The organism is Kitasatospora sp. NPDC004799 (genome assembly GCF_040609095.1).
GTDB lineage: Bacteria > Actinomycetota > Actinomycetes > Streptomycetales > Streptomycetaceae > Kitasatospora.
On record NZ_JBEXJK010000113.1, the window covers coordinates 1 to 21,099 of the forward strand.

At 74.3% G+C, this 21,099-nt stretch carries 19 protein-coding genes and 2 pseudogenes; 6 read left to right on the plus strand and 15 right to left on the minus strand.

Annotated elements, in window-relative coordinates:
• From ABZW03_RS16830 to ABZW03_RS16840, 3 genes and pseudogenes are all read right to left on the minus strand, one after another.
• Nucleotides 1-644, minus strand: a pseudogene (locus ABZW03_RS16830) (hypothetical protein); the annotation flags it as partial.
• Nucleotides 581-2,446, minus strand: a complete 1,866-nt coding sequence (locus ABZW03_RS16835) for a hypothetical protein (RefSeq protein WP_355258003.1) — start codon at nt 2,444-2,446, stop codon at nt 581-583. The pseudogene ABZW03_RS16830 and the gene ABZW03_RS16835, both read right to left, overlap by 64 nt.
• Before the next feature lie 906 nt (nt 2,447-3,352).
• Nucleotides 3,353-4,219 (minus strand): GNAT family N-acetyltransferase, encoded by an 867-nt coding sequence (locus tag ABZW03_RS16840; protein WP_355258006.1) that lies wholly within the window; start codon nt 4,217-4,219, stop codon nt 3,353-3,355.
• Here ABZW03_RS16840 and ABZW03_RS16845 point away from each other — a divergent pair.
• Both ABZW03_RS16845 and ABZW03_RS16850 read left to right on the plus strand, forming a co-directional pair.
• A complete protein-coding gene (locus ABZW03_RS16845; RefSeq protein WP_355258009.1) occupies nt 4,132-4,782 on the plus strand; it encodes a glycosyltransferase family A protein in 651 nt (216 codons plus the stop codon). The genes ABZW03_RS16840 and ABZW03_RS16845 overlap by 88 nt on opposite strands.
• Nucleotide 4,783: 1 nt before the next feature.
• Nucleotides 4,784-4,915, plus strand: a pseudogene (locus tag ABZW03_RS16850) (type I-E CRISPR-associated endoribonuclease Cas2); the annotation flags it as partial.
• Nucleotides 4,916-5,114: 199 nt separating this feature from the next.
• Here the strand turns inward: ABZW03_RS16850 and ABZW03_RS16855 are convergent.
• Nucleotides 5,115-5,438, minus strand: coding sequence for a hypothetical protein (locus tag ABZW03_RS16855; RefSeq protein ID WP_355258012.1), 324 nt, complete (start codon nt 5,436-5,438; stop codon nt 5,115-5,117).
• Nucleotides 5,435-6,244: a nucleotidyltransferase domain-containing protein gene (locus ABZW03_RS16860; protein ID WP_355258015.1), complete on the minus strand. Its 810-nt coding sequence runs from the start codon at nt 6,242-6,244 to the stop codon at nt 5,435-5,437. The genes ABZW03_RS16855 and ABZW03_RS16860 overlap by 4 nt, the downstream gene beginning before the upstream one ends.
• A 120-nt stretch (nt 6,245-6,364) precedes the next feature.
• On the opposite strand from ABZW03_RS16860, the gene ABZW03_RS16865 reads away from it, so the two are divergent.
• On the plus strand, nt 6,365-6,799 hold the full coding sequence (locus tag ABZW03_RS16865; protein ID WP_355258018.1) for a DUF4259 domain-containing protein: 435 nt from the start codon (nt 6,365-6,367) through the stop codon (nt 6,797-6,799).
• 37 nt (nt 6,800-6,836) lie between these two features.
• Here the strand turns inward: ABZW03_RS16865 and ABZW03_RS16870 are convergent, their stop codons facing one another.
• Nucleotides 6,837-8,105: an MFS transporter gene (locus ABZW03_RS16870; protein WP_355258021.1), complete on the minus strand. Its 1,269-nt coding sequence runs from the start codon at nt 8,103-8,105 to the stop codon at nt 6,837-6,839.
• Nucleotides 8,106-8,269: 164 nt separating this feature from the next.
• On the opposite strand from ABZW03_RS16870, the gene ABZW03_RS16875 reads away from it, so the two are divergent.
• Nucleotides 8,270-8,713, plus strand: a complete 444-nt coding sequence (locus ABZW03_RS16875) for a helix-turn-helix domain-containing protein (RefSeq protein WP_355258024.1) — start codon at nt 8,270-8,272, stop codon at nt 8,711-8,713.
• A 69-nt stretch (nt 8,714-8,782) separates the two neighbouring features.
• Here the strand turns inward: ABZW03_RS16875 and ABZW03_RS16880 are convergent, their stop codons facing one another.
• Complete coding sequence (locus ABZW03_RS16880) at nt 8,783-10,060, minus strand: DUF6777 domain-containing protein (RefSeq protein ID WP_355258027.1); 1,278 nt, start codon at nt 10,058-10,060, stop codon at nt 8,783-8,785.
• A 594-nt stretch (nt 10,061-10,654) separates the two neighbouring features.
• Here ABZW03_RS16880 and ABZW03_RS16885 point away from each other — a divergent pair.
• The gene (locus tag ABZW03_RS16885; RefSeq protein WP_355258030.1) at nt 10,655-11,995 is read left to right on the plus strand and encodes a streptophobe family protein; all 1,341 of its coding nucleotides are present in this window, start codon (nt 10,655-10,657) and stop codon (nt 11,993-11,995) included.
• A gap of 24 nt (nt 11,996-12,019) precedes the next feature.
• On the opposite strand, the gene ABZW03_RS16890 is transcribed toward ABZW03_RS16885, so the two are convergent.
• The 5 genes from ABZW03_RS16890 to ABZW03_RS16910 form a co-directional block, all read right to left on the minus strand.
• The gene (locus ABZW03_RS16890; RefSeq protein ID WP_355258033.1) at nt 12,020-12,517 is read right to left on the minus strand and encodes a hypothetical protein; all 498 of its coding nucleotides are present in this window, start codon (nt 12,515-12,517) and stop codon (nt 12,020-12,022) included.
• Between the two features lie 88 nt (nt 12,518-12,605).
• Nucleotides 12,606-12,980, minus strand: coding sequence for a DUF1304 domain-containing protein (locus tag ABZW03_RS16895; protein ID WP_355258035.1), 375 nt, complete (start codon nt 12,978-12,980; stop codon nt 12,606-12,608).
• Nucleotides 12,977-13,975 (minus strand): serine/threonine-protein kinase, encoded by a 999-nt coding sequence (locus tag ABZW03_RS16900; RefSeq protein ID WP_355258053.1) that lies wholly within the window; start codon nt 13,973-13,975, stop codon nt 12,977-12,979. The genes ABZW03_RS16895 and ABZW03_RS16900 overlap by 4 nt, the downstream gene beginning before the upstream one ends.
• Before the next feature lie 179 nt (nt 13,976-14,154).
• Nucleotides 14,155-14,715 carry a hypothetical protein gene (locus tag ABZW03_RS16905; protein ID WP_355258038.1) on the minus strand — a complete coding sequence of 187 codons (561 nt, stop codon included), beginning with the start codon at nt 14,713-14,715 and terminating at the stop codon, nt 14,155-14,157.
• A gap of 168 nt (nt 14,716-14,883) precedes the next feature.
• Complete coding sequence (locus ABZW03_RS16910) at nt 14,884-17,277, minus strand: FHA domain-containing protein (RefSeq protein WP_355258041.1); 2,394 nt, start codon at nt 17,275-17,277, stop codon at nt 14,884-14,886.
• A gap of 159 nt (nt 17,278-17,436) precedes the next feature.
• Here ABZW03_RS16910 and ABZW03_RS16915 point away from each other — a divergent pair, with 159 nt between their 5' ends.
• Nucleotides 17,437-18,786 carry an acyltransferase gene (locus ABZW03_RS16915; protein ID WP_355258044.1) on the plus strand — a complete coding sequence of 450 codons (1,350 nt, stop codon included), beginning with the start codon at nt 17,437-17,439 and terminating at the stop codon, nt 18,784-18,786.
• A 94-nt stretch (nt 18,787-18,880) separates the two neighbouring features.
• Here ABZW03_RS16915 and ABZW03_RS16920 read toward each other — a convergent pair whose 3' ends face one another.
• The 3 genes from ABZW03_RS16920 to ABZW03_RS16930 form a co-directional block, all read right to left on the minus strand.
• Nucleotides 18,881-19,666 (minus strand): DUF3050 domain-containing protein, encoded by a 786-nt coding sequence (locus ABZW03_RS16920; RefSeq protein WP_355258047.1) that lies wholly within the window; start codon nt 19,664-19,666, stop codon nt 18,881-18,883.
• A gap of 64 nt (nt 19,667-19,730) precedes the next feature.
• Complete coding sequence (locus ABZW03_RS16925; protein ID WP_355258050.1) at nt 19,731-20,699, minus strand: transketolase C-terminal domain-containing protein; 969 nt, start codon at nt 20,697-20,699, stop codon at nt 19,731-19,733.
• Nucleotides 20,696-21,055, minus strand: a complete 360-nt coding sequence (locus ABZW03_RS16930; RefSeq protein WP_355258056.1) for a thiamine pyrophosphate-dependent enzyme — start codon at nt 21,053-21,055, stop codon at nt 20,696-20,698. The genes ABZW03_RS16925 and ABZW03_RS16930 overlap by 4 nt, the downstream gene beginning before the upstream one ends.
• Nucleotides 21,056-21,099 lie beyond the last annotated feature (44 nt).

Below are 21,099 nucleotides of genomic sequence, written 5' to 3' on the forward strand. Positions count from 1 at the left end.
GGGCGGTGGGGGGCGGCGTGGGCGTCGCGGCCCCCGGGGGTCCGGGCCCGCCGCGCGCGCCGCCGGGGCTGGGGTGGGGGGGTGGCGGGGGGGAGCCCGCCCCCCCCCACGACACCGGCCTCCTCGAAGAAGTGGGCGACGAAGCCGTCGACGAGTTCGAGGTCGGGGGTGACCGGCTCGTCGGGCATCAACTGCCGTGCCCAGCTGAAGGCTTCGCCGTGGGCGGAGACCTTGTCGGCGACGATCGCCAGGCAGAAGGCGTCGAGCCACTCCCGGGCGGTGACCCGGTGGCGGGGGTCGCGGTCCTGCCCGTACTCGGGGTCGTAGCCCATCCCGAAGTTCGGGTAGTCGAGGAAGACGCTGAAGCGGTCGTGGGGGTAGTAGGCGGCGAAGGAGACGGCGCCGGCGGCGGCCTCGGCGGCGTCCTTGAGGACGGCCTTGGCCTCCGCAGAGTCCAGGTCGGGCCGGGTGGTGGAGAGGGCTCCGAGGTAGTCGAGGAAGGAGTCGGCGATCAGCTGCCACTCGGTCGTGGTCATCAGGCCGGCGCGGGAGTAGGAGTGGACCTGCCTCCCGATCCGGTTCACGAAGTCCTCGCCGGCCTGCGCCAGCCGCTCCCCGTCCACCTGGTGACGTTCGATCCGCACGGTCCTGCCCCCTTGATCGTCGATTCGGACCCAGCGTAGGCAGGGGGTCGGACATCGCGGTCCGCTGGGTCCCGCGGCACCCCGTCCGTGGCCCGGCCCGGCCCGTGGCCGGCACGAGCCGTGACGGCGTCCCGCGGCGCGGGTGCGCGGACACCGTGCCCGCCGCCGTCACCCGCTGAACGCACGCCATTTCGGGTGCTGATCTGGACGCTGGTCGAGGCGTTGAGGGCTGCGGAGGCGTAGCGGAAGGCATCCGACGCCCCGGCAGCGAACGGGTGGTACCCGAAGCCTCCGAACATGTCCACCTTGAGCAGCCCGACCGCCCTGCCGGGACGTGGCGGCAGCACCTTCATGAGGTCGGTCGGGGTGGTGCGGAGGTCCCCTCCCGACTCCGGAGCGTCGCCGGCTCCGGTCAGACCGCCCCGGAGGAGCAGGAGGTCGACCTCGGTGATTCCGGCCCTGTGCAGCAGGACCGGGTGCAGTGGGACCACGCCGCTCTCGCCGACCACGAACGGCGCTGCCCTGACCACCCCGTCCCCCTGCCCCCAGTGGTACTGCTCCTCCTCCCAGAGCCGCGACTCCCACGGGATATGTGCGTCACGCCCCTGCGCCGCGACCAGCGCCGGCCGGGCGAGGTGGTCGGCGACGGCATCGCGGCGGACGGCCTGGAAGACATCGTCCGGGTAGGAGACGAAGCCGTCACGGGTCAGCCGGATCGCGGTGGCGGAGTTCTGGTCCGCGATGTCGATGACGGGCTGTTTGAGCTGCTCGTCCGGCTCCATCACGTTCTTGTCGAAGTTCCGTTGCAGCGAGACGACGCGCGCGCCGTTCAGGAAGATGTGGGACTTGAAGGATTCCGGCGACGGTGTCCAGGAGACCACCCCGTAGGGCGGGAGCCGGAGCCTGCGCCAGTGCGAGCCCGGGGTGAGCCGGGTGAGCTGGCTCGCGATCGGCAGGAACTCGCCGTTCCGGACCACTCCGCGCACGACCGGTGGGTCGGTGTTCCGGAACCAGTCCCAGGCGTCCGGGTCTTCCAGCAGCTTCTCGGCGGTCCGCTGGTCCAGGCGGATCCGCACGGTGGTGCCGACGGGCGCCCGGCACCGGTAGATCTCCGTCGTGTCGTCGTGTTCGACGAAGCGGAAGCAGACGCCCTCGTCCTCGGCGGCGGCCATGTGCCGGGTGACCACCTGGATCTCCGAACCGAGGAGGAACGCGGCCATCACGCCGACCCCGAAGCGTCCGATCCGCAGTCGGCGCGGGCGGTCCCGCGGCGCCGCCACGGCGGGGTCCGCGGTGGGATCCCAGGTGCCGCCCACGGTGAGGAAGTTCTGGCGGACGACCTCGGCGGTCATGCCGACGCCGGTGTCGCGCACCTCCATCCACCGGTCCCAGTCCTCGGGCGGGGCGTTCCCGTCGTCCAGCAGAGGGATCCCCGGACCGGACCGGAGGGTGATGGCGATGACGATCCGGTGGTCGACCGGCTCGGCGTCGGCCCCGGCGCGTCCCGCCTGGATCGCCTGGCGCGCCCAGACCGCGTCGAGGGCGTTCTGCAGCAGCTCGCGAACTCCGACCTCCGGCCGGTGGCCGTACAGCGGCCGGACCAGCAACGGCAGTACACCGGAGGCATTGAGGGCCAACCGCCCCAGTTCGGGTTCGAAGGCGAGGCCGGATTCGCGAACGTAGCGGCTGGAGTCGTCGATGTTGCTCCGGACGACCGGGAAGCGGAGACGGAACACCGCCTCGCGGCCGACGGGGTAGTTGCGGGCCAGGACGGCCGAGCACTGGTTGCAGCGCCTCCGCACCCTCCTCGCTCTCCAGGCGGATGTCGTCGACCTGCCGTTGCAGCCGTTGCAGCCGGTGCTGCCAGTGGTCGGCCGTGTCCGAGGTCCGTACGGGGGTGAGGGTCTCGTCGGCCGAGACCTCCGTCAGCGGGCGCATCCGCAGTGCCACCCGGAGCAGCGAGCCGAGGTAGAGCACCCGGCAGCCGGCCACGAACCGTGCGCTGCCGAGCAGTTCGATGCAGTGCTCGGTGAAGGTGTCGGGTGGGTCGGTGAGCGTGCGCAGCTGGGCTGAGACGACCTCGCCGCAGCCCACGAAGGGCTCGTTGTCCGGCAGCGGCAGCGGCAGCGGCAGCGACGGCAGCGCCGTGCCGGTGGTGCCGCTGGTGCCGGTGGCGCCGGCCGCGGCGGCGAGCAGGTGGCCGTGCGCTTCGCGGACGAGCGCGACCGCGCGCTGCTCGGCCTCGCCGAGGTCGGCGGCGAGGGCCTCCAGCGCCCGTGGATCGGGCTCCTGCTCGCATCCGGCCTGTTCCTGCCAGAGACGCGGCGACATGGACTCGACTGCGTGCACGTACGTGGACCAGGTGGCCTGCAGGGGCCGGCTGGCGGCCGGGCCCGCGGGCGGGCAGGAGGCTGGCGATGCGATGCGACGAGCTCGCCGTCGCCTACCAGGCCGCGCCTCACCTCGCGGCCATCCTGATCTGGGTCCGCAGGTAGGCCGTCGGACCCTCACTGATCGCCGATGGGTCCGAACCCGCCGACGGAACGTAAGCGTGCGGCCTGGAGTACCCGGTCGGGCCGCACGTCGACGGCTCCCGTGCGGCGTTCGAGGCCGAACGCACCTGGGCCCTGACCCACCGCACCGCTCTCCTCTCCTACCCCTGGCGGGTGCCGCCACCGGCCACGTACCGGCCGGCGGCGGCAACCGCCTCAGGCCGTGCGGATCCGGTCGCGAACCTCCGGCCTCGCCCCGAACCCGGCCGCCTTGTAGGTGGCGACGCCACCGACGTTGGAACTCGGGGTGCACACCCGGACGCTCGACGAGCCCGCCTCCCGTAGCGCGGCCGCCCCGGCGAGGGTGATCGCCCGGCCGTACCCGCGGCCGCGGTGGTCCGCGTGGACGCCCATCGGCTCGACCAGCCCCGGCCTCCCCGGGCCGGCCGACCAGACCGTGACCACCGCCACCGGCTCGCCCCGCTCGTCGTAGGCGCCCAGGCAGCGGGCGTCGTCGTAGAACGGTCCCGCTGCCATCCGGTGCCAGTACTCGCGCGTGGGCCGCGAGGTGCCGAACGCCGACCGCAGGACCTCGGCGAAGTCCTGTGCCCGCTCGGGGCCGATCGTCTCGATCCGCCCGCCGGGATCTTCCACCGGCTCCGTGAGGTCGCGGAAGAGCGGCGTCCACGGCTCGTCGACGCCCCAGCCCTCCTCGGTCAGCAGGTCGTGCAGCAGCAGGCCCATCGGCGCCTCGATGGCCACCTCCCCCTCCGGCAGCACACCGCGCTCGGGCAGCGAGACGTCCGCGACCAGCCGCCGCGCCAGGTCCTCGTCCTGGAAGGCGTCGGGGGCGACTGTCATCCGCAGCAGCGTCGGGGTGTCCTGCATCCCGACCGCGAGAATCCGTCCGCCCCGGCTCCAGGTCCGCACCACCGCGGCCGTCTCGGGCGTCCCCAAGCGATGGTTCCAGCCGATGTCCCCCGCATGCAGCTGCATTGGCGCTCCGTCGCACTGCCATTCCCGCAGCGCGCCCATGGCCTCGCGCACCCCGCCCACGGTCGGCGTCCCCAGCACAACTGTCATGCCCGAGATCCGACACCCCCGCCGGGGAACCCCGCAACCCATTAACCGCCGCACCGGCCCCCACCAAGGAGACAGCCCCTAACCCCGGCCCCTGGGAGGTCGTCGTCGACAACCGGTCCAGCGACGACACGGTGGCCACCGCCCTGCGGTGGGCCGACCGGCTGCCGGACCTCCGGGTCGTCGCGGCCCCGACCCGCGCCGGCATCAACCATGCCCGGAACGCCGGCGCCACCGCCGCCCGAGGCGATGTGCTCGTCTTCTGCGACGCCGACGACACCCTCGCCTACGCGCCCGACGCGGTGATGCGGTACCACCAACGCGAACACCTCGGGCCGCTCGTCAGACAGGCCTACGGCTACGGCAACGCCCACCTGATGCGCGACTTCCGCCCCCACGGCCTGCCGGCCGTCACTCCCGCGGCAACCGCCCGCTCCTGGCTGCAACTGCTGCGCCGACTCCCCGAACTCACCGACCGCGAACAGGCCGGCCGCTGGTGCTACGACGCCGCCTTCCGCGTCGGACGGCTCAACGGCAGCATCCACTACCGAGTGCCGTGCCAGTGACGGCGACGGCCAAGCCGCTGTCGTCGAACCCGCCACCAACGAACAAGGCCGGACCGTCCGTACGGCCGGCAAGGACCGCTGGAAGCCCGTCGACTTCGACGGACTGATTCCCTCGGCCCGCTCCCGCCGCTAAACTCGCAGGTCACGAAGTGTCGGCCCCGCACGCGCGGGGATGGTTCGGTCTTGCCGGGAATATCTATCTAGATATGGCGGTCGGCCCCGCACGCGCGGGGATGGTTCCAGCTTCCCGGCCGCCTTGCCGAGCCGCTCGGCGTCGGCCCCGCACGCGCGGGGATGGCTCCGCTGTTTGAGGTTCGCGCGGTGGTGGGGCGTCAGCTTGGGGCGGGGCGGGTGTCGTGGAGTGGTGCGCGGTCGAGGATCTCGACGTACATGATCCGGTCGTCCACCACGTCCAGGACGAGCGTGCCGTCGGCCGGTGAGAGCGTGACGCACCGGTGGCCGGGGCCGTAGGGCTGACCGGCCGGGTGCGGGGCTGTTCGGAAGCTCTGGCAGAAGTCGTCGCCGCAGTTGCACTCGGCGACCAGGGGGAGGCTGCGGACGGTGGCGGCCAGTTCGGGTTCGCCCTCCTGTCCCAGGAGGGTGATTAGCTCGATGGCCAGGGTCGGGAAGACCTCGTGGACGAGTGGTGGTGTCATGGGCGGGGCGCCTTGGTGCCGTGGACGGTGGTGTATTCGGTGGCGAGCCAGGGGGCGAGGTCGTTGATGAGGACGGCGAGGGTGGTGCGGTCGGTGGTGGGGGTGCGGGCGGTGGCGGCGGCGAGGCGCAGGTGGGCGGCGCGCTCCGGGTAGTAGGTGGCGAAGGCCTCGGCGGAGGTGGTGAGGTCGCTGGTCCAGCCGCCCCAGCGGGGCATGACCAGGGTGAAGGCGGTGCGGACGAGGCGGCGGGAGACGGTGCGGGCGAGGGCGCGCAGTTCGGCGTCCGAGTCGGCGGTGGCCAGGCGGTCGCGCCAGTGGGGGAGGGCCAGGGCGAGGTCGCCGTTGGTCTCCCGGGCGAGCAGCGAGGTGGGGCGGTAGCGGGGGAGCCGGGTGGCGAGGTCCTCGCCGAGCAGCGGGGTGCAGAGGCAGGCGACGAACCAGCCGAGGTCGTGGCGCTCCAGTTCGCTGAGCAGCGTGCGGGTGCTGAAGAGCAGCACGCCGACGCCGTCCACCTGGGGGAAGTCGGCGTCGAGCGAGGCTTCGAGGGCCTTGGCCGCCGCCCGGTCCGTGGCCGTGGGCCCGTGGTGCAGGGCGAGCAGCAGGTCGAGGTCGGAGACGCCGGGGGTCGCGGTGCCGCGCGGGATGCTGCCGTAGAGGTAGGCGCTGTGCAGCCGGTCGGAGGTGAAGGCCGCGGTGATCCGATCGCGGGCGGCGGCGATCACCGGCGCGAACGCCGGCGGCACGAGGTCGAGCGAGCCCTCCCGGGCGATGTACCCGTCCCGGTCCAGCCCCTGAGTGGTGGTCATGGCCGCACTCTGCCCCATCATTGCCGCGCTGACCAGCGAATTTCCGGCGGCCCGGTGGATTGTCAGTGGGGTGTGCAAGCATCTGTCGCACACGAACACGTACGGCGTGAGGGGATCGGCATGGGCACCTGGGACATCGGACATTTCGACAATGACTCGGCGGCGGACTTCGGCGGCACGCTGGACGACGCGGCGCCGGGCGAGCGCGAGGCGCTGCTCCGGTCGGCGCTGCTGTGCGCCGCCGGGTCGGAGGAGTTCCTGGACTCCGACGAGGCGGTCGAGGCGGTCGCCGCCGCCGCGCTGGTGGCGGCGCAGTGCCCGGGCGGGGCGGCGGTGACCAGCGCCTACGGCCCGAAGGAGCCGATACCGCCGCTCGCCGCCGAACTGCGCCCGCTCGCGGTGGCGGCGCTCGACCAGGTGGTGGCGGGAGAGTCGGAGCTCGCGGAGCTGTGGGACGAGACGGAGGACGGTCCGGCCTGGCGCGAGGGCATACGGGTGCTGCGGGAGGTCCTGGCCGCGGCGTCGCCCGCGGACGCGCCAGTGGCTGGGAGTTGAGTGACCGGAAGTTGAGTGACCAGGAGTTGAGTGGCCGTCACCGACGGGCCGCCGTCCACCAGTAGCCGAGTGCGGCGAGGCTGGTGGCGGCGCCGAGCAGGCAGACGGCCGTCCAGCCGCCGTGGTCGTAGACGACGGTGGACAGGATCGCGCCCGCGCCGCACCCGGCGGAGTAGAGCAGCATGTAGCCGGCGGTCAGGCGGCTCTGCGCCTCGGGGCGGACTTGGTAGAGGAGGTGCTGGTTGGCGACGTGGACGGACTGCAGGCCGTAGTCGATCACCACCATGGCGAGCACCAGCCACCAGACCGAGTGCGGCAGCAGTGCGGCCGGCAGCCAGCCGGCCAGCATGGCCAGCAGGCCGATTCCGGCGGTGCGTTCGGCCCGGCCGCGGTCGGCCTGGCGGCCGGCGTACCCGGCGCCGAGTGCTCCGGCGGCACCGGCGAGGCCGAAGAGTCCGATCTGGGTGTGGCTGAGGTTGAAGGGAGGTGCGGCGAGCGGCAGGACCATCGGGGTGAGCAGCACGGTGATGGAGGTGAAGCTGAGCAGCGCGAGGACGGCGCGGACCCGGAGCACCCGCTCCTGGGCGAAGAGCGCGAACACCGAGCCGACCAGGCGGAGGTAGCCGATCCGCTCGGCCGCCCGGTGCCGCTCGGACGGGACGGCGGCCGCGATGGCGAGGGCCATGGCGGCGGTCGCGACGGCGGAGGCGACGTAGACGGCGCGCCAGCCGGCCAGGTCGCCGATGGTTCCGGCGACGGTGCGGGCGAGCAGGATGCCGACCACGATGCCGCTGGTCACGGTGCCGACCACCCGGCCCTGGTCGCCCGGGGCGGCGAGTTGGGCGGAGTAGGCGACGACCACCTGGGCGACGACCGCGAGGACGCCGACGGCGGCCATCGCGGCGAGCAGCAGCGGAGCGGAGGGAGCGAGTGCGACGGCGAGGAGGGCGAGGACGGACAGCCCGAGCTGGGCGGTGACCAGGGTGCGGCGGTTGACGTGGTCGCCGAGCGGTACGAGCAGCAGCAGGCCCAGGGCGTAGCCCGTCTGGGTGAGGGTGCCGACCAGGCCGATGGTCGCCGGGTCGATGCCGTAGTCCCGGGCGATCAGGTCGAGCAGCGGCTGCGAGTAGTAGACGTTGGCGACGGCGAGGCCGCAGGCGACGGAGAGCAGCCAGGCGACGGCGGGTGACAGGCCGCGCGGCAGGGATCCGTCCGGGTCTGCGGTGCCCGGCTCGGCGGCGGCCGGGTCGGCCGTGCCGGTGGTGTCGGCTGTGCCGGACGTGGTGGTGCGGGCGGGAGAAGTCATGGGCGCGGGACTCCCTCGATGGGCACGGCGGGTTCCAGGAGTGGTTTCAAAGTGCCACCACCGCACTGTGGCATATTCTGGTTTCAATAAGCAACCGCGCCTTGATCGGTACGCTGGGCGCCGACCGGTGAGAGCTGAGAGCCGCGAGCTGAGAGGTGGGAGAAGTGCCGAAACGCACCACGCACGAGGAATCGGCCTGCCCGGTCGCCCGTCCGCTCGATGTGGTCGGCGACGGGTGGACGCTGCTGATCGTCCGTGACGCCTTCGACGGGCTGCGCCGCTTCGGGCAGTTCCAGAAGAACCTCGGCCTGGCCAAGAACATCCTGTCGTCCCGCCTGGCCAACCTGGTCGCCAACGGCGTGTTCGACCTCGCGCCGGCCGCCGACGGCAGCCCGTACCAGGAGTACGTGCTCACCGAGAAGGGCCGCGCGCTGTTCCCGGTGATCACGGCGCTGCGGCAGTGGGGCGACCAGTGGTTCTTCGAGGAGGGCGAGCCCAGGGCGCGCCTGGTGGACCGCGAGTCCGGCGCGCCCGTCGCCCCGGTCGAGGTGCGCTCGGCGGACGGCCGGGTGCTCGGGCCCGAGGACGCGAGGGTGCTGCTGCCCTGAGACGTGCCGCTGCCACCGGCCGGGGGGCGGCGGCCGGTGGCAGCGAGGACGGGGCGAGGGCGCGTCGCGTCAGCTCAGCGTGGCGGCCCCTGTGGTCGGGCAGGGCGGCAGGGTGGACGGGGCGGTGCTCGCGCAGGTCGCCGTCGGGGTGTTCGGCACGGTGGCGGTGGTCGTACCCGTGCCGGTGGTGGTGCCGGTGGCCGTCGCACCCGTGGTCGTCGTGCCCGCGCTGGTCGTGCCGGTACCGGTCGCCGTCGCGGCGCTCGTGGTGGTGCCGGTCGGGGACTGGGGAGCCGTCGAGCTGCTGGTCGAGGCGCCGGTGGAGGCGGACGAGGTGCCCGTCGTCGCGGTCGAACTCGACGGCTGGCCAGAGCTGGTGGAGGAGGTGGCGCCGGAGCTCGTCGCGCCCGAGGAGCTCGGTCCGGACGAGGTGGCGCCGGAGCTCGTCGCCCCGGAGGTGGTGGCGCCCGAGGACGTTGCCCCGGAGGACGTCGCCCCCGAGGTGGTGGCTCCCGAGGTGGTGGTGCCGGGGCTCGTCAGCGAACCCGAGGGCGTGGACGGCTTCCACGGGCCCGGCGCCGGGATGCCGGGCGCCAGCGGTCCCTTCGGCGGTTCGGAGTTCCGGTCCACGACCTCGATCCGCCCGGTGAGCCGGGCGAACCACCCGCCGGTCTGGACGTTCACCAGGATGATCTCGGTCACCGGCTGCGGCGCCGGTACCACCACGACCAGCATGGTCGGGTGGAAGCCCGTCCAGGCCTTTCCGGTGTACTTGGCGTTGCTCACCAGCGTCGGCGGCTTCAGCGGGTTGCCGCAGGAGCAGCGCACCCGGGGCACGCCCTTGGCGTCCACCAGGACGGCGGTGCCCGCCTGGAGCGCGGACTGGTACTCGACCACCGCTCCGCTCTTGTAGTTGTGGTTGGTCACCCGGGTGTCCACCCGCAGGTAGGCGGAGGTCAGCGAGCGCAGGTAGCCGGGGATGTCGGCCTGGGCGATCCCGGCCGCCGAGGCCCAGGCGCGCCCGGCGTCCCCGGTCGAGACCATCCCGATCAGGCGCTCGGTGTCGCAGCTCGGCTTGCTCATCGTCCCGGCGTACAGCCCGGCCGAGCCGCCCTCGACGCTGTGGAGCGCCGCCGGCGAACTGCTCTTGGACGAGGCGCCGCCCGGCTGCTGGGCCGTCGGGGTGACGGGGGCGGGTGCGGGGGCGCTCACCCCCTGGGTCTCCACCGACGGGGTGAACGGGTCCGGCCCGGGATCGGCCGGGGCCTGCAGGGCGACCTCGTTCGCGGTCGGCACGGTCGAGTCGCGGCCGCCCTGGTTGTTGGTGATCAGCACGGTGGCCACCACGGCCACCGCCACCGTGCCCGCCGCCAGGGCCAGCCCCTTCCGGGAGCGCCACCACGGGGTGTGCGCGCCACGCCCGGGCCCGCCGCCCTCGGGTCCACCGGGTCCACCGGCGCCACCCGGGCCGGACGGCCCGCCCGGTCCGCTCGCACCGCCGCCCGCCGAGGCCCCGGAAGCGCCGGAAGCGCCGGAGGCCCCGGACGGTCCCGAGGGCGGCGGGGGCGTGGACGTCGGTCCGGCCGCACCGCCGCCGGACGGCGGACCGGCCAGCGGACCGGAGGGGGGACCGGACGGCGGACCGTGCGGGGGCTCGCCGGCCGGGCCGGACGGAGGCGGTTGGGAGGTCATCGAGGCTCCGTTTCGCAGGCGGTCGGCCGACCACGGCCGACCCGGGAAGCTCCTGCCACTGGCTTCCCTTTCTCCCCCGCTGCCCCGATCGCCGCAACAGCAGGTGCCCCGGACGTCGCCGAGCGTGCCCACCGCCCGTCGGCCACCCTGGAACCCACCGGAACCCACCGGAACCGACCGGAACCCGCCGAGACCGGGCGGAACACCGGCCGGACCCCCGAGCACCCCCGCGAGCGACGAGGAGGCGGCATGCAGCAGCCCACCACCCGGGCCGCGGGCCCGCCCGGCGCCGTACGCGGCTGGCTGGACGCGCTCGCCGTCGTGCTGGCCGGGCTGGTCGCCATGGCGGCGGTGGCCGCGCTCGGCCTCTGGCTGGCCGGCGCCGACGACCTCCCGGACGGCGGCTTCCCCGCCGTGCTCGCCGCGACGCTCGCGCTCGCCGTCGGCGGCAGCGTCGAACTCGACGGCGGCGCAGGGGACTTCGCGGCCGTCGGGGCCGGGATCGGTGCGATGCCGCTGAGCGTCTCGGTGGTCGGCGCAGTCGCGATGGCCGAGGTGTTCCTGCGTCAGCTGCGCTTCCGCGCGGTCGCGGGCGGCGGGGAACTGCTCGGGCGGATCGGCCGGACGGTGCTGCTCTGGCTGCTGGCCCTGGTGCTGCTCACCCTCGGTGCCCGGCACACCTTCGTCGTCCCGCTCGGCGGCGACCTGGCGCAGTCGCTCAGCGGCGCGCTCGGGCTCACCCCGGAGGTCGGCTTCCACGCGGACGGCCCGTCCACGGTCGGCATCGGATTGGCCTGGCTGCTGCTGGTGCTCGCGCTCACCTTCGCGGTGTCCCGGCGCGCCCCGCTGCCGCCCGCCCTGGTCCGCTACCAACTCGCCGTCCGGCCGGCCGCGTTCGCGCTCTGGACAGTCCTGCTGGCGTACCTGGTGATCGGTGCGGTGGCCGGGGTTCTGACCGCGGTCGTGCACGGCAACGCCCGGCAGACCCTGGCCGTGGTCCTGCTCGCCCTGCCCGACCTGGTGTGGCTGGCCTTCGGCGTCGGGCTCGGCGCCGAGTGGCACGGACGGCTGGTCGGCGGGCTCGGCCTGCCCGTTCCCGAAGCTCTCAGTGCCGCGCTGCGCGCCCCCGAGGGCGGGCAGGCGACCGTCGACCTCGGCACCCTCGCGGAGCAGGACGCGCGCAGCTGGTGGCTGCTGCCGCTGGCCGCCGTCCTGCTGCTCGCGGCCGCCTTCCTGGCGGCCCGCCGTTCCCCGCGCAGCGTCCGGCTCCGGCAGCACGCCGTCCGGTTCGCGCTCGCCACCGCCGTCACCGTGCTGCTGGTGGGCCTGTGGACCCGGGTGGACGCCGACTACGGGCTCTCCGTGCTCGGCGTCGGCCTCGGCCAGGGCGGCCTGGGTGACCTGCTGGGAGCCGTGCTCGGCGGCGACAACCCGCTGGCCGGGCTGGGCAGCGGCAGCCTCACCCTGCGCCCGGTGCTCTGGACGGCGGTGCCGCTCGCGGCGGGCTGGGGGCTGCTGACCGGCGCGCTCGGCGCCCTGCTCGCCACCCGGGTGCGGCACCGCGGCGAGGTGCCGCCGGGCACGCGGTGACGGGTGCGGGGGTGGAGAGAAGGCTCAGAACAGCCGGTGGCCCCGTACCCACCTGGTCCTCCGGCCGTCGGCCCGGACGAGCCGGAGCCTCTTGACGCCGTCGTGCATGCCCGCGCTGAACAGCAGCGACGGGCCGACGACCAGACCCGCGGCCGCCAGGCCGAGGAGCAGCCCGATGTTGTCGACCGCCTGGTCGTCGCCCTCCTCGACGGTCCGGCCGCCCAGCTGGACCAGCAGGGGGATCGTGGCCAGCAGCGAGAGCACCATCAGCCAGCCCACCACCCGCTGGACCAGCCGTTTGACCCGGGCCTTGGTGGCGGTCTCCACATGGACCGAGAACGACCGTCGGCAGCGCGGGCAGATGAGGGCGATCTCCCGGTCCCCGTCGGTGGGCCGGGCCGAGCCGCCCTCCGGCAGGTGTGCGACGCTCCAGTCGACCCTCGTCACGGTGAGCCCGGCTTCGACGCTCACCCGGCAGCCGAGGCCGACGAGGTACCGGTCGGTGATCGGGAACCTGACCACTGCTGTCTGCCACCCCCAGCCCCGCGACCGTCGTGGGGTAGGCGGATCGTAGCCTCCCCCGGAGGGTGGCGAGAAGCATGATGCGGCGTCAGAAAGCCTCGGCCAGAAGGATGACGGCCGCCGGGACGGCCTGACCGAGTGCGCCGCGCCAGAGCCTCGGTGCCGAGACGGCCAGGGTGGCCCCGCCCGCGACCATGAACGCGGCGATGTAGAGCACCACCGCCCGTCCGGCCCCCGGGTGCCCGGTGTGCAGCAGGACCAGGCCGGTGACCAGGCCGAGCGCCAGGAACAGGTTGTAGAAGCCCACGTTGACGCGCCACAGCCGGACCTCCGGGGCGTCCGCCGTGCTGCCGGTCAGCAGCCGGCGCACCCGTGGATGCCCGTACAGGAAGCTCTCCAGCGGCCAGACGATCAGGTGCACCGCCGCCGCGACCACGGCGAAGACCTGGCTCACGGCGTTCACGGCGGACGGCTCCCTCCGGGCGGGTACGGCGGCGGGTGGACGACCGGCGCGGCCCAGCCGGGCGGCCGCGGCACCGCGGGAAGGTCGGCGGCGAGTGCCGGGACGACCCGGGTGGGCGGCCCGTCCGCGCGCCACGGTTCCGGCGTGTCGGCGGTGCTCGCCGCGCGCAGCTCGGCGACGAACCCCAGGCAGCTCGGGTACCGCTCCCCGGGGGTCTTGGCCAGCGCCCGGGCGACCACCGCCTCGACGGCGGCCGACAGGTCGGCCCGGTGCTCGCGCAGCGCGGGCGGCGGCTCGTTGAGGTGCGCCCAGAGCAGCGCGAGGTCGCTCTCCCGGCGGAACGGCGGGGCACCGGCGAGCATCTCGAACACCACGCAGCCGAGGCCGTACTGGTCGCAGCGCCCGTCCAGCGGCTTGCCGGAGATCTGCTCGGGCGCCGCGTAGTCGAGCGTGCCGACGATCTGGCCGACGCTGGTCAGGCCGCTGAGCGAGAGGGACTTCTTGGTCAGGCCGAAGTCCGCCAGGTACAGGTGCTCGGGGTGCTCGCTGTCCGTCCCGGCGGCGACCAGCACGTTGCCCGGCTTGACGTCCCGGTGCACCAGGTCGTGGTCGTGCGCGGCGTCCAGCGCCGAGGCGATCTGGAGGGCGAGGCGGACGGCCCGCCCCACCGGGAGGGGGCCGGAGCGGTTCATCAGGGTGCGCAGGTCGCCGCCCTCGACGTAGCGCATCGCGAGGAACAGGATGCCGTCCTGCTCACCCGCCTCGAACACCGGGATGATGTGCGGGTGGTCGATCGCGGCGGCGGCCTCCGACTCGTGCATGAAGCGCTGCCGGAACACCTCGTTGCGGGCCAGCTCGGGGGCGAGCAGCTTGACCGCGACGGTCCGGCCGAGCCGCAGGTCCTTGGCCCGGTAGACCACCGCCATCCCGCCGCGCCCGATCTCCTGCTCCAGCCGGTAGCCGGCGACCTGCCGCCCGACCAGCCCGGCGGGCAGGCCGGGGGCGTCCCGCTCGGTGGACGGCCGCTCGGGACCGGGACGTTCGGGGCCGGGCCGCTCGGCGCCGGGTGGTTCGGCGTCGGACCGTTCGGCGTTGGACCGTTCGGGGGAGGCGGCGTCCTCGGCGGACGGCTGCGCGACGGACGGCCGCTCCGGGAACGGGTGCTCGGCGGAGGTCACGGCTCACCGGTCCGGGTGGGGGCGGACGGGCTGTGCACGGGCGGGAGGCCGGGCCGGGGCGAGGCCGGCGGCACCGGGCGGTCGGTGGCCGCGTACGTCTGGAGCTGGAGCCCGTCGCCGTAGCACCAGCGGTCGTGCACCGGATCGAACAGCCAGACCGCCTCGCCGTCCACCACCAGGCCGATCCGCAGGCCGCGGGTGCGCTCCCGGAAGCCCTCCAGGTCGAGGGCGCCGGTGGCGAGGTCCTCCAGCAGGGCGCGGTAGCGGGCGAGTGCGCTCCCGGCCTCGGCGAGCGCCGGGCGCGGGTCGGCGGTCCGTGCGGGCGCGCCCCCGGCGGCGGGCGGCGGCTGCGGCAGGGCGACCAGCAGCCGGCCGTCCACCCAGGCGGTCCAGCCGTTGGAGCAGAGGATCCGGGCCCAGTCGCCCCGGCGGTCGAGCAGCTGCAGCGGCAGCAGCGGGTCGAGCCGGCCGGAGGGCCGGGCCGGGTCCGGCGTCGCCCAGGAGGCCAGCCCGTCCGGTGGGGCGACGTGGGTGGGGCGGAAGGCGAACTCGTCCATGGGCGGCTACATTTCCTCCGCCGCGCGATCCCCGCCGCGCGCGGCACGACTCGCACCACAGGTCGCTTCCCACTCTACCGGCGGCGGGGCGGCGAGAGCCGGGGAAGGGCGGCCGCGCCGGGGAGGGGCAGGAGGGGGCGGGGCAGAGCGGACGCAAAGGGCAGCCCGTCACCGCCGCATGACGCTCGGCTCGTGCCGCCGCAGCAGGCCCAGCACCACCAGGCCGTACAGCAGCGAGAGCGCGGGCAGCAGCGCCATGCTCAGCAGCCAGCCGGAGCGCTGGTGGCGGAACATCGGGTCGGCGGTGATCGCGTTCGGGAAGATGCCGTGCAGCTCGACGGTGCGCGCCATCGCCGACAGGCCCCAGCGGGACGGGATCAGCCAGGCGAACTGCTCCAGCCCCGGGACGCCGTGCAGCTTGAGCATCAGGCCGCTGAAGACGATCTGCACCACCGAGAGGAGCACCAGCAGCGGCATGGTGGCCTCCTCCTTGTCCACCAGCGCCGAGACCACCAGGCCGAGCATCATCGCCGAGAAGGCGAGCAGCGCGACCGCGATGATCAGCTCGGGCAGTTGCGGCATCACCACCCCGGTCGGCACCGCGAAGGACAGGTCGACCCCGGCCAGGCCGACCACGGTCAGCACGACGGCCTGGGCCACCGTGACCGTGCCCAGCACCACCACCTTGGAGACCAGGTAGGCCGATCTGGACAGCCCGACCACCCGCTCCCGCCGGTAGATCGCGCGCTCCTTGACCAGCTCGCGCACCGAGTTGGCGGCGCCGGTGAGCAGCCCGCCGATGCAGAGCGTGAGCAGGCAGTTCACCGCGTTGTCGGGGGAGAGCCGGGTGCCGGCCATCGCCCGGCACATCAGGCCGATCACGAAGGGCAGCACCACCATGATGGTGAGGAAGAGCCGGTCGGCGGCGAGCACCGCGGTGTACCGGCGCACCAGGGTGCCCAGCTGGGAGAACCAGCCCTGCGGCTTCTCCCGGCCGATCGCGGGTGCGGCCGGCTCCCGCTGAGTGACGTACGGTTGCGCCGCTGCCCCGTCCTCGGTCGCGGCGTAGCGCGCGTACTGCGGCGATTCCCGGAACCGCTGCTGCCAGGCCGCGTGGTCCTCGTTCTCGAAGGCCTCGAAGGCCTCCGGCCACTCCTCGAAGCCGAAGAACTCCAGTGCCTCGCCGGGCGGCCCGTAGTACGCCGTCCGTCCGCCCGGGGCGAGCACCAGCAGGCGGTCGCAGACGTTCAGGCTGAGCACGCTGTGCGTCACCACGACCACCGTGCGGCCGTCGTCGGCCAGCCCGCGCAGCATCCGCATCACCGAGCGCTCCATGCCCGGGTCCAGGCCGGAGGTCGGTTCGTCGAGGAAGAGCAGCGACGGTTTGGTGAGCAGCTCCAGCGCGACGCTGACCCGTTTGCGCTGGCCGCCGGAGAGGCTGGCGATGACCTGGTCGGCCCGGGCGTCCAGGCCCAGCTCGTGGATCACCTCGCGGACCCGGGCCTCCCGCTCGTGCGGGTCGGTGTCGCCGGGGAAGCGCAGTTCGGCCGCGTAGGACAGGGCGCGGCGGACGGTGAGCTGGGTGTGCAGGATGTCGTCCTGCGGCACCAGGCCGATCCGGCGGCGCAGCTCGGCGTAGTCGCGGTAGAGGTCGCGGCCGTCGTACAGCACCGTGCCCTGGTCGGCGGGGCGCAGCCCGGTGAGCGCGTTGAGCAGGGTGGACTTGCCCGCGCCGCTGGGGCCGGCCACCGCGAGCAGCGCCTTCTCGGCGAGCGGGAAGCCGACGTCGTCCAGCAGCACCCGGTGGTCGGGGCCGACCCGGACCACCAGGTGGCGGACGTCCAGGGAGATCTCGCCGGTGTCGGTGTACTCGACCAGCCGGCCGTCGGCCAGGCAGAGCGCGGAGTGGCCGATGCCGACGATGTCGGACGGGCCGACCGGGGCCCGGCGGACCGGGCGGCCGTTGAGGTAGGTGCCGTTGTGGCTGTCCAGGTCGACGATCTCGTAGTCGCCGCCGGGCAGTTCGCGCAGTTCGGCGTGGTGCCGGGAGACCACCAGGTCGTCCAGGACCAGGTCGTTGTCGGACGCGCGGCCGATCCGTACGGTGTGCCCCGGCAGCCGCAGGACGGCGCTCGGGCTGCGGAAGGTGCCGGAGAGCCGCGGGGCGACCAGGGACGGCCGGTCCCGCACCGCGAGCACCGGGTCCGGGGCCGGGTCCGGGGCCGGTCCCGGCGGCGGGGCGGCCGGGTCGGTGAAGGTCACCCAGGGGCCGGCGGCCGGATCGCCGAAGCACAGCCGGGTGCCCGGGCCGACGTCCTCGCTGCTGACCCGTAGCCCGTGGTCGTAGGTGCCGTTGGTGCTGCCGACGTCCTCCAGCCGCCAGTGGCCGTCGTCGGCACGCAGGATCGCGTGGTGCCAGGAGACCCGGGGGTCGTCCAGGACGATCTCGCTGGTCGGGTCGCGGCCGAGGTGGTAGGCCCGGGCCGGGTCGATCAGCTGCGAGTCGGTGTCGGTGACCAGCACGAGGGGCGGCGCGGTGGGTGCGCCGGGGCGCTCTCCCATGCTCGGCATTCTATCGCCGCCGCTGCCGGAGCGGCGGGCCGGGAAGCCCAACTGGAGTGCGGGATTGGACTGGACCACTGGCTCCGCGCGCCACTATCGTTCGGCGTGCCCGCGGACCGCGCGGCGCCGGAGGTCGTCGAGTGCTTCGGAACGGAACCCATGAGCGTCTGGCCGCAGTTGCGACGATCCCGGACCGTCCGGGCCGGGCGCGCCACCGGCCGGGTGCTGCGCTGCGGACTGATGGACACCATGCTCGCCGACCTCGCCGTCTCGGTCGTGCTCTGCTTCGAGCACCCGCTGGACGAGGAGCGGCTCGCCGCCGGCCTGGCCCGCGCGCTGGAGCGGGTACCGGTCTTCGCCGGGCGGCTGCGCACCGTCGAGGGCGTCCTGGAGGCGGTCTGTGGCGACACCGGGGTGCCGTTCGAGGTGTACACCGTCGAGGGCACGCTCGCCGAGGCGATGGGCCGGGTGACGGCGCCCGGCTCCGACCTGGTCGCCCCGCTGGACGCCCCCGCCGCGCGCGACGGCGGCGTCCCGCTGCTCACCGTGCGCCTCACCCGCACGGCCGACGGCGGGACGGTGCTCGGCTGCTCCTGGCACCATGCGGTCGGCGACCTGCACAGCTTCATGCTGCTGCTGCGGATCTGGTCCGCAGCGGTCGAGGGCGAGCCGCTGCCGGATGCCGAACTCGTTGACGACCAGGACGAGTTGCTGGCCGAGGTGCTCCCCGCCGAGGACTGCGGACGGCCCGGCTTCCGGGTGCCATCGGCGGCGGAGGCGGAGCTGCTGGCCCGGGAGGTGGCGGTCGCCCCGCGCGCCAACCGGATCGTCCAGATCGCCTTCACCGACGCCGAACTGGGCCGGATGCGGGAGGAGTTCGGTGTGGCGGCCGGTCGTCGGCTCTCCACCGGGGACGTGCTCTGCGCCCATCTCCTCAGCACCCTGCGGGAGTTGGACGGGGACGCCGCCGAGCGGATGCTGACCGTACCGGTCAACGCGCGCCGCTGGCTGGGCCTGCCGCCCGTGCTGGTGGGCAACCTGCTGAGCGAGGTCCACCTGCCGCACCGGCCCGAGGACGGTCCGGCGCTGCTGGCCGGCGCGCTGCGCACGGCGGTCGAGGAGTTCCCGACCACGCACCTCAACCTCCGCGCCAACCTGTGGTTCCTGGCCGCCCTCGGCCGCTCGCGGCTGCGCGACTGCGTGCCGCTGGGCTTCGACCCGGGCGCGCGCCGGTTCAGCTTCTCCAACTGGAGCGGCTTCGGCGCCTATGCGGTGAGCTTCCAGGGGCGACACCCGGTGTTCTTCAGTCCGGCCGCCAACTATCCGATTCCCTGGGTCAGTTGGACGGTGGAGGGATTCCGCGGCGAGGGCCGGCTGGCCACCGTGGTGCTGCCGGCCCGGCTCGCCGCCCGGGTGCGCGGGGCGGAGGGCCGGGCGGCGCTGCACCGCTTCCGGCGGGCCGGGGACCGGCCGCCGGCCTCGGCGGCCGTCCTGCCCAAGGTGGTCTGAACCGCCCCGGCGGCAGCGGGTGCCGTAGGCCCCGCCACCGCCGGAGCACGGGAGAGGCCGTCCGTCGCGGATGCCAGCCGTCTCCTCGCGAGTGTCAGAAGGAGTGCTCGATCGCGGTCCACAGCTGGAGCCGGGCGCGCAGCGCGGTGCGGACCGTCTCGGCGCAGGAGTCCCACTTGGCCTGGTCGTCGCCGCACAGGTCGATCAGCATCTGCATCGCCATCGGGGTGTGCTGCTCGCCGTCCACCTCGATGTGGCGGGCCAGGTAGTCCTTGAAGACGGTGAGCGAGCCCTCCGGGTCGTCGATCCGGACGACCTGGGCGAACATGTCCGGGATCAGGTCCTCGCGGCCGAAGGCGAAGGCGGCGGCCCGGCCGTGCACCGGCGCGTTCTCCACGATCGACCAGGTCGTGGAGGTGAAGTCCAGGGCGGCCTGCGGCACTTCGGCGCGCTTCAGGGCGTCCGGCACGGCGGTGCCGGAGCCCAGCAGGGTCAGGAAGCCCTCGATCGGGCGCGGGTCGGCGCCGGCCTGCCGCATGCCCTCCAGGTACAGCTCGAAGTGGCTGGTGTAGCCCTCGCCGAGCTCGTCGCTCTCCTCGACCAGCACGATCTCGTTGATCAGCCGGCGGCTGGCGGTCGGGCCGTTCGGGACCCACGGCACGTCCACGCAGGTGAGGTCGCGCTGGAGGCTCTTGAGCAGCGACATGAAGTCCCAGACGGCGAAGACGTGGCTGCCGAGGAAGGTGCGGACGCGCTCGATGCCGGTGAGCGCGCGGTACACCGAGTGCTCGACCACCTCGCGGCGCAGCGGGTCGATGGCCTGCTGGAGGCTGGTCAGCCCGGGGTGCGAGCGGTCCCAGTGGTAGCGGTTCGTGGACAAGGCGACTCCTCGGTCGGGTCGTTGGAACATCGGGGCCTGCGGGGGATCGGTGCGGTCGGTGCGGTCAGCGGTGCTTCATCACGAGGTCCAGCGCGTGCCGCAGCTGCTCGCGGCCGGGCTGGACGGCGCGGTCGAGGGCGGGGGCGAAGGGCAGGACGGCGCCGTCCGGGCGGGTGATCCGGCGGGGCGGGGCGACCAGGCGCATCTCCTCGGCGGCGGTGGCCAGCACCTCGGCGCCGAAGCCGCAGCTGCGGTTGGAGTCGTCCAGCACCACCAGGCGGCCGGTGCGCTCCAGCGAGTCGGCGAGCGCCCGCCAGTCGAAGGGGTGCACCGTGCGCGGGTCGAGGACCTCCACCGAGAGGTCCGGCGCCAGCTCCTCGGCCACCGCGAGGGCGTCGTGCACCAGGTGCCCGAGGGCGACCACGGTGACGTCGGTGCCCGGCCGGTGGATCCGGGCGCGGCCGAGCGGAACGGGGACGAGGTCCCAGGTGACGGTCTCGCGCACCGGCATCGCGGCGGCGGGCGCGAACACCACGACCGGGTCCGGGTCGCGGATCGCCGAGCGCAGCAGCCCGTAGGCGTCGGTCGGGGTGGCGGGCACCACGGTCTTCACCCCGGCGTGCGCGAACAGGCTGTACGGGTGGTCGGAGTGCTGCCCGGCCCAGCCGTCCCGGGAGCCGGAGCCGGGCACCAGGCAGGTCAGCGGGACGGCGGCCTGGCCACCGGTCATCAGCGAGAACTTGTGGGCCTGGTTGACGAGTTGCTCGAAGACCAGGAACAGCAGGGACGGGATCTGGAACTCCAGCACCGGACGCCGGCCGGCCAGTGCGGCGCCGATCGCCATCGAGGTGAAGGCCTGCTCGGACAACGGGGTGTCGACGATCCGCCCCGGCCCGAAGCGGTCCAGCAGCCCGAGGGTCGGCCCGGCCAGTCCGGCGCCGATGTCCTCGCCGAAGACGCAGACCGCCGGGTCGGCGGCGAGTTCGTCGGCCAGCGCCCGGTTGAGCGCCTTGGTGTACGAGAGCCTGGTCACGGCGACACCCCCGCCCGGGGCCGCAGTCCGTCGGCGTACAGGTGGTCCAGCGCGCCGGCCGGGTCCGGGTGGTCCGAGGCGAGCGCGAACTCCTCGGCGGCGGCGAGCTGTTCGGCCACCGCGTGGTCCAGCCCGGCGACGGTCGCCGGGTCGAGCAGGGCGGCGGCCCGCGGGAGCGGGTCGCGTGCGCGCCAGGCCCCGACCTCCTCGGCGGAGCGGTAGCGCAGCTTCATCCGGCGCTCCATGGTGTGGTGGCCCTCGTAGCGGTAGGTGCGGCAGGTGAGGAAGCCGGGGCCGCCGCCGCTGCGGGCCCGCTCGACGGCGCTGAACGCGGCGGCCGGGCTGCTGCTCGGCATCCAGCAGGGCGTCCTGCTGGCGGTGCTCGGCACCACGGTGGGCG

What these genes read in the sequence shown, in the direction of transcription:
- ABZW03_RS16840 (WP_355258006.1), bottom strand. Translation starts at nt 4,219, where the DNA reads ATGACAGTTGTGCTGGGGACGCCGACCGTGGGCGGGGTGCGCGAGGCC.
- ABZW03_RS16855 (WP_355258012.1), bottom strand. Translation starts at nt 5,438, where the DNA reads ATGACACCACCACTCGTCCACGAGGTCTTCCCGACCCTGGCCATCGAG.
- ABZW03_RS16860 (WP_355258015.1), bottom strand. Translation starts at nt 6,244, where the DNA reads ATGACCACCACTCAGGGGCTGGACCGGGACGGGTACATCGCCCGGGAG.
- ABZW03_RS16865 (WP_355258018.1), top strand. Translation starts at nt 6,365, where the DNA reads ATGGGCACCTGGGACATCGGACATTTCGACAATGACTCGGCGGCGGAC.
- ABZW03_RS16870 (WP_355258021.1), bottom strand. Translation starts at nt 8,105, where the DNA reads ATGACTTCTCCCGCCCGCACCACCACGTCCGGCACAGCCGACACCACC.
- ABZW03_RS16885 (WP_355258030.1), top strand. Translation starts at nt 10,655, where the DNA reads ATGCAGCAGCCCACCACCCGGGCCGCGGGCCCGCCCGGCGCCGTACGC.
- ABZW03_RS16905 (WP_355258038.1), bottom strand. Translation starts at nt 14,715, where the DNA reads ATGGACGAGTTCGCCTTCCGCCCCACCCACGTCGCCCCACCGGACGGG.
- ABZW03_RS16910 (WP_355258041.1), bottom strand. Translation starts at nt 17,277, where the DNA reads ATGGGAGAGCGCCCCGGCGCACCCACCGCGCCGCCCCTCGTGCTGGTC.
- ABZW03_RS16915 (WP_355258044.1), top strand. Translation starts at nt 17,437, where the DNA reads ATGAGCGTCTGGCCGCAGTTGCGACGATCCCGGACCGTCCGGGCCGGG.
- ABZW03_RS16930 (WP_355258056.1), bottom strand. Translation starts at nt 21,055, where the DNA reads ATGCCGAGCAGCAGCCCGGCCGCCGCGTTCAGCGCCGTCGAGCGGGCC.